Origin of the sequence: Streptomyces adustus (assembly GCF_009377175.1) — a bacterium.
In the GTDB taxonomy this organism is placed as follows: Bacteria; Actinomycetota; Actinomycetes; order Streptomycetales; family Streptomycetaceae; genus Streptomyces; species Streptomyces adustus.
This window is the reverse complement of the sequence record NZ_VJZD01000434.1, coordinates 1-4,143: the sequence shown is the minus strand read 5'-3', so window position 1 is coordinate 4,143 and position 4,143 is coordinate 1. Positions and strand designations below refer to the sequence as shown.

The 4,143-nt window shown below is 73.1% G+C and carries 5 protein-coding genes; 1 reads left to right on the top strand and 4 read right to left on the bottom strand.

What is annotated here, in order from left to right; all coding sequences use genetic code 11:
* Positions 1–38: 38 nt before the first annotated feature.
* From FNH09_RS45075 to FNH09_RS45060, 4 genes are all read right to left on the bottom strand, one after another.
* Positions 39–464, bottom strand: a complete 426-nt coding sequence (locus FNH09_RS45075; protein WP_162470074.1) for a thioesterase family protein — start codon at positions 462–464, stop codon at positions 39–41.
* Positions 465–538: 74 nt separating this feature from the next.
* On the bottom strand, positions 539–1,231 hold the full coding sequence (locus tag FNH09_RS45070; protein ID WP_162470073.1) for a hypothetical protein: 693 nt from the start codon (positions 1,229–1,231) through the stop codon (positions 539–541).
* A gap of 49 nt (positions 1,232–1,280) precedes the next feature.
* The gene (locus FNH09_RS45065; RefSeq protein ID WP_152895664.1) at positions 1,281–1,880 is read right to left on the bottom strand and encodes a histidine phosphatase family protein; all 600 of its coding nucleotides are present in this window, start codon (positions 1,878–1,880) and stop codon (positions 1,281–1,283) included.
* Positions 1,881–1,898: 18 nt separating this feature from the next.
* On the bottom strand, positions 1,899–3,107 hold the full coding sequence (locus tag FNH09_RS45060) for a pyridoxal phosphate-dependent aminotransferase (RefSeq protein WP_152895663.1): 1,209 nt from the start codon (positions 3,105–3,107) through the stop codon (positions 1,899–1,901).
* An 87-nt stretch (positions 3,108–3,194) separates the two neighbouring features.
* Between FNH09_RS45060 and FNH09_RS45055 the strand changes: the two genes are divergently transcribed.
* Positions 3,195–3,905 carry a winged helix-turn-helix transcriptional regulator gene (locus tag FNH09_RS45055; protein WP_152895662.1) on the top strand — a complete coding sequence of 237 codons (711 nt, stop codon included), beginning with the start codon at positions 3,195–3,197 and terminating at the stop codon, positions 3,903–3,905.
* Positions 3,906–4,143: the final 238 nt, after the last annotated feature.

Genomic DNA, 4,143 nt, shown 5'->3' with positions numbered 1-4,143 from the left:
CGCCCGGTCCCGCCCGGTCCCGCCCGGTCCGGTCCGGCTCACAGGCCGAACAGGGCCGGGTCCGTCGCCAGTGCCCGGAAGTACTCGCGCGGGTCCGCCACCAGTCTGCGTTCCTTGAGGTCCATCAGTCCGCCGACCCCCGTGACCTCGGCGGCCACCGTGCCGTCGTCGGTCCGGCGGATGGTCTGCTCGACCCGGAACGTCTTGCCCTCACCCCAGGTGAACGCGCAGGTCACCTCGACCTCGTCGCCCGCCAGCAGCTCTCGCCGGTAACGGATGGTCGTCTCCAGCGCGACCGGGCCCACTCCCTTGGCCACCAGCCCGGACTGGCTGATGCCGGCCGCCTTGAGCAACGACCAGCGGGCGTGCTCCGCGTAGTTGAGGTACACGCTCTGGTTGAGGTGACCCTGTACGTCCGTCTCGTAACCGCGGACGGTCACCCGGACGGAAAACGGCTCGCTCACTGCTTCTTCCTCTCGTCGTCGTGCACTCGTCGTCGGGTGCGTCGGTGCCCGGTCCGCCGATCTCGGCACGGGTGTCAGGCCCGGCGCGGGGATGCCAGCAGATAGCGCTCCCGAGTCCGGGGGTCGGTGTGCTCGCCGGCCTGCCAGCCCGCCTTCTCCAGGGTGCGCGCGCACGCCCGCAGAGCCTCGCCGTCCGGCTCGTACACGGCGACGGCCTCCGGCTGCGGGGTCGCGCGTACCCGGTAGCCGGCCGTGTCCGGGCCCGCCGGCCGGTGGCCCGCCGCTTCCAGGGCGAGCGCGGCCGCCCGCACCAGATGCGCCCGCTCCCAGCCGCAGGGCAGCTCCGTGGCGCCGCCCGGACCGGTCATCCGGCGCAGCTCCAGCAGGCCCTGCCAGGCGCTGTGCACCTCCCGCGCCCGTGCGCGGCCCGCGGCGGTGTCCGGCCCGTCGGACCCCTGCGGCCGGTCCTCGCCGCCGACCCGGGCGGCGAACACCCCGTCGGCCGCGGGGGCCCCGGGGGGCGTGGCAGTCCCGGTCGGCGAACCGTGCGGGGGCCGGTCCGCCGTCTGCGGCACGGGGTCGGCCGTCTCGCGTATCCGGTGCCCGGCCGGCGTCAGGAAGTGGTCGTGGGGCGGCCGCGGGTGCCGGAAGGCGAGCCCGTGTCGTACCAGCGCCGCGAGCTGCGCCTCGGTGCCCCGCAGCCGTCCGGTCACGGGCTCGGCGGCGTCGATCACCCGCCGCTGTGCGGCGGTCGGCGGTCGTGTCACGGCAGGACTCCCTCCCTGGCCCCGGGCCGCGGGGCGACCCACTCGAAGGCTACGGGTGGGGTCTGACATTCCAGCCGGCGAGCACCGGCCGCCCGTGCTCCGTACTCAGTCGGCTCAGCGCCCCCGTCGCGAGCTGGAACAGCGCGCCGTCCGCCGGGGGCAGTCCCAGCCGGCGGGCGGTGAGGACCCGCAGGAGGTGACCGTGCGCCACCAGCACGACGCACCCCTCGGTGTTGGCGAGCGCGGCGTCCACCTTGGCCAGCATCCGGTCGGCGCGCTCGCCGACCTCCTCCGGGGTCTCCCCGGGACGCTCGGGCGGGCCCGCCGGCACGCCGTCGGTGAACAGGAACCAGCCCGGCCGGGTGCGGTGGATCTCGACGGTCGTGACCCCTTCGTACGCGCCGTAGTCCCACTCCTGGAGGTCCATGTCGATCCGTACGTCGTGCAGACCGATGAGCTCCGCCGTCTCCCGCGCCCGCTGGAGCGGGCTGACGAACGCGGCGCCGATGCGGTGCGAGCGGATCAGCGGCATCAGGCGGCGCGCCTCCTCCCGGCCGCGCTCGGTCAGCGGGACGTCGGTGCGGCCGGTGTGCCGTCCGGATCGGGACCACTCGGTCTCACCGTGCCGGACGATAAAAAGGTCACCCATGCCACCAGGGTATGAGGGCTATTGCCGGTACCCGCCCAGGAAGCGGCCGATCCGTCCGATGGCCGCCTCCAGGTCGTCCGCGTGGGGGAGCGTGAGGATGCGGAAGTGGTCGGGGGCGGGCCAGTTGAACCCGGTGCCCTGGACCACCTGGATCTTCTCCCGCAGCAGCAGGTCGAGGACGAACTTCTCGTCGTCGTGGATCCGGTGGACCTTGGGGTCCAGACGCGCGAAGGCGTACAGCGCGCCCTTCGGCTTCACGCACGACACGCCAGGGATCTCGTTCAGCTTCTCCCAGGCCACGGTGCGCTGTTCGTACAGCCGGCCGCCGGGGGCGGTGAGTTCGTGGATGGACTGGCGGCCGCCCAGAGCGGCCTGGATGGCGTACTGGGCGGGCGCGTTGGCGCACAGCCGCATGGAGGCCAGCATGGTCAGGCCCTCCAGATAGCTCTTCGCGTGCTGCTTGGGGCCGGTGACGACCAGCCAGCCCGAGCGGAAGCCCGCCACCCGGTACGTCTTGGAGAGGCCGCAGAAGGTGAGGACCACCAGGTCGGGGGCGAGCGCGGCGGCCGAGTGGTGCACGGCGTCGTCGTACAGGATCTGGTCGTAGATCTCGTCGGCGAGGACCATCAGGCCGTGCCGGCGGGCCAGGTCGAGGATGCCCTCGACGATCTCCTTGGGGTAGACCGCGCCGGTGGGGTTGTTCGGGTTGATGATCACGACCGCCTTGGTGCGGTCGGTGATCTTCGACGCCATGTCGTCCAGGTCCGGGTACCAGTCGGCCTGTTCGTCGCACAGGTAGTGCACCGCCTTGCCGCCGGCCAGCGTGGTGACGGCCGTCCACAGCGGGAAGTCCGGGGCGGGGATGAGGATTTCGTCGCCGTCCTCCACCAGCGCCTGTACGGCCATGGAGACCAGCTCGGAGACGCCGTTGCCGAGGAAGACGTCGTCGACGTCGACCTCCAGGCCCCGGTCCTGGTAGCGCTGCGCGACCGCGCGGCGGGCGGAGAGGATGCCGCGCGAGTCCGTGTAGCCGTGGGCCCGGGGCAGCATCCGGATCATGTCCTGGAGGATCTCCTCCGGCGCCTCGAAGCCGAACAGCGCCGGGTTGCCGGTGTTCAGGCGCAGCACGCTGTGGCCCGCCTCCTCCAGGGCGTTGGCGTGCTCGATCACCGGACCGCGGATCTCGTAGCAGACCTCGCTGAGCTTGTTGGACTGCCGGAACTCCATGCGCCGCCGCCTCTCGGATATCTGGTGTTGCTTGGTTTTACCAAGTGGGAGCTTGGAAAGTCCAACAACATGTCTAGACTGCGTCGCATGCCACCTCGCCGAAGCTACGACCAGTACTGCTCCGCCGCCCGCGCGCTCGACGTCGTCGGCGACCGCTGGACCCTGCTGATCGTCCGCGAGCTGCTCGCCGGCCCGCGCCGCTACACGGACCTGCACGCCGACCTGCCGGGCGTGAGCACGGACGTACTGGCCTCGCGGCTGAAGGACATGGAGCGCGACGGCCTGGCCACCCGCCGCCGGCTGCCCCCGCCGGGCGCCGTGTACGTCTACGAACTCACGTCCCGGGGCCGCGGGTTGCGGGCGGTGCTCCAGGCGCTGGGCGCGTGGGGCGAGGGGGAGCTGGGCGAACGGCGGCCCACGGACGCGGTGCGCGCCCACTGGTTCGCGCTGCCGCTGCTGCGGGCGCTGCGGGACGTCCCCGCGGCCCGGGGCGTCCTCGAAGTCAGGCTGGAGGAAGGCAGGTTCCACCTGCACGCCGGTGACGGCGACGCGGACGGGCCGGTGTACGGCGACGGACCCGCGCCGGCCGGGCCCGACGCGCTGCTGATCCTGGACACCGCCACCTGCGAGGCGATGGCCCGGGGTCTGCTCACCCTGTCCGAAGCGGTGCGCGAGGGGCGGGCCGAGGTCGACGGCGACGGCCCGCTGGCCAAGGAACTGGCCCAACTGGCCCAGCTGGCTGAACCGGCTGCACCGGCGGGGGCGCCCGAACCGGCCCAATCGGGCCGACCGACCTGACCGGTTGACCCGACGGCCTCGACGGACTTGATGGCCCCGCCGAACCCGCCGAACCCGCCGAACCCGCCGAACCCGCCGAACCCGCCGAACCCGCCGAACCCGCCGAACCCGCCGAACCCGAGGGGCCTGACGGATTCGGTGAACCCGACGGACCCGGCTGCCCCGGCCGTACCCGCGCGGGTGAAAGGCGAACGGGCCGTACCCGCGCGGGTGAAAGACGAACGGGCCGGGCCCGGCG

What these genes read in the sequence shown, in the direction of transcription:
- FNH09_RS45065 (WP_152895664.1), bottom strand. Translation starts at nt 1,880, where the DNA reads ATGGGTGACCTTTTTATCGTCCGGCACGGTGAGACCGAGTGGTCCCGA.
- FNH09_RS45060 (WP_152895663.1), bottom strand. Translation starts at nt 3,107, where the DNA reads ATGGAGTTCCGGCAGTCCAACAAGCTCAGCGAGGTCTGCTACGAGATC.
- FNH09_RS45055 (WP_152895662.1), top strand. Translation starts at nt 3,195, where the DNA reads ATGCCACCTCGCCGAAGCTACGACCAGTACTGCTCCGCCGCCCGCGCG.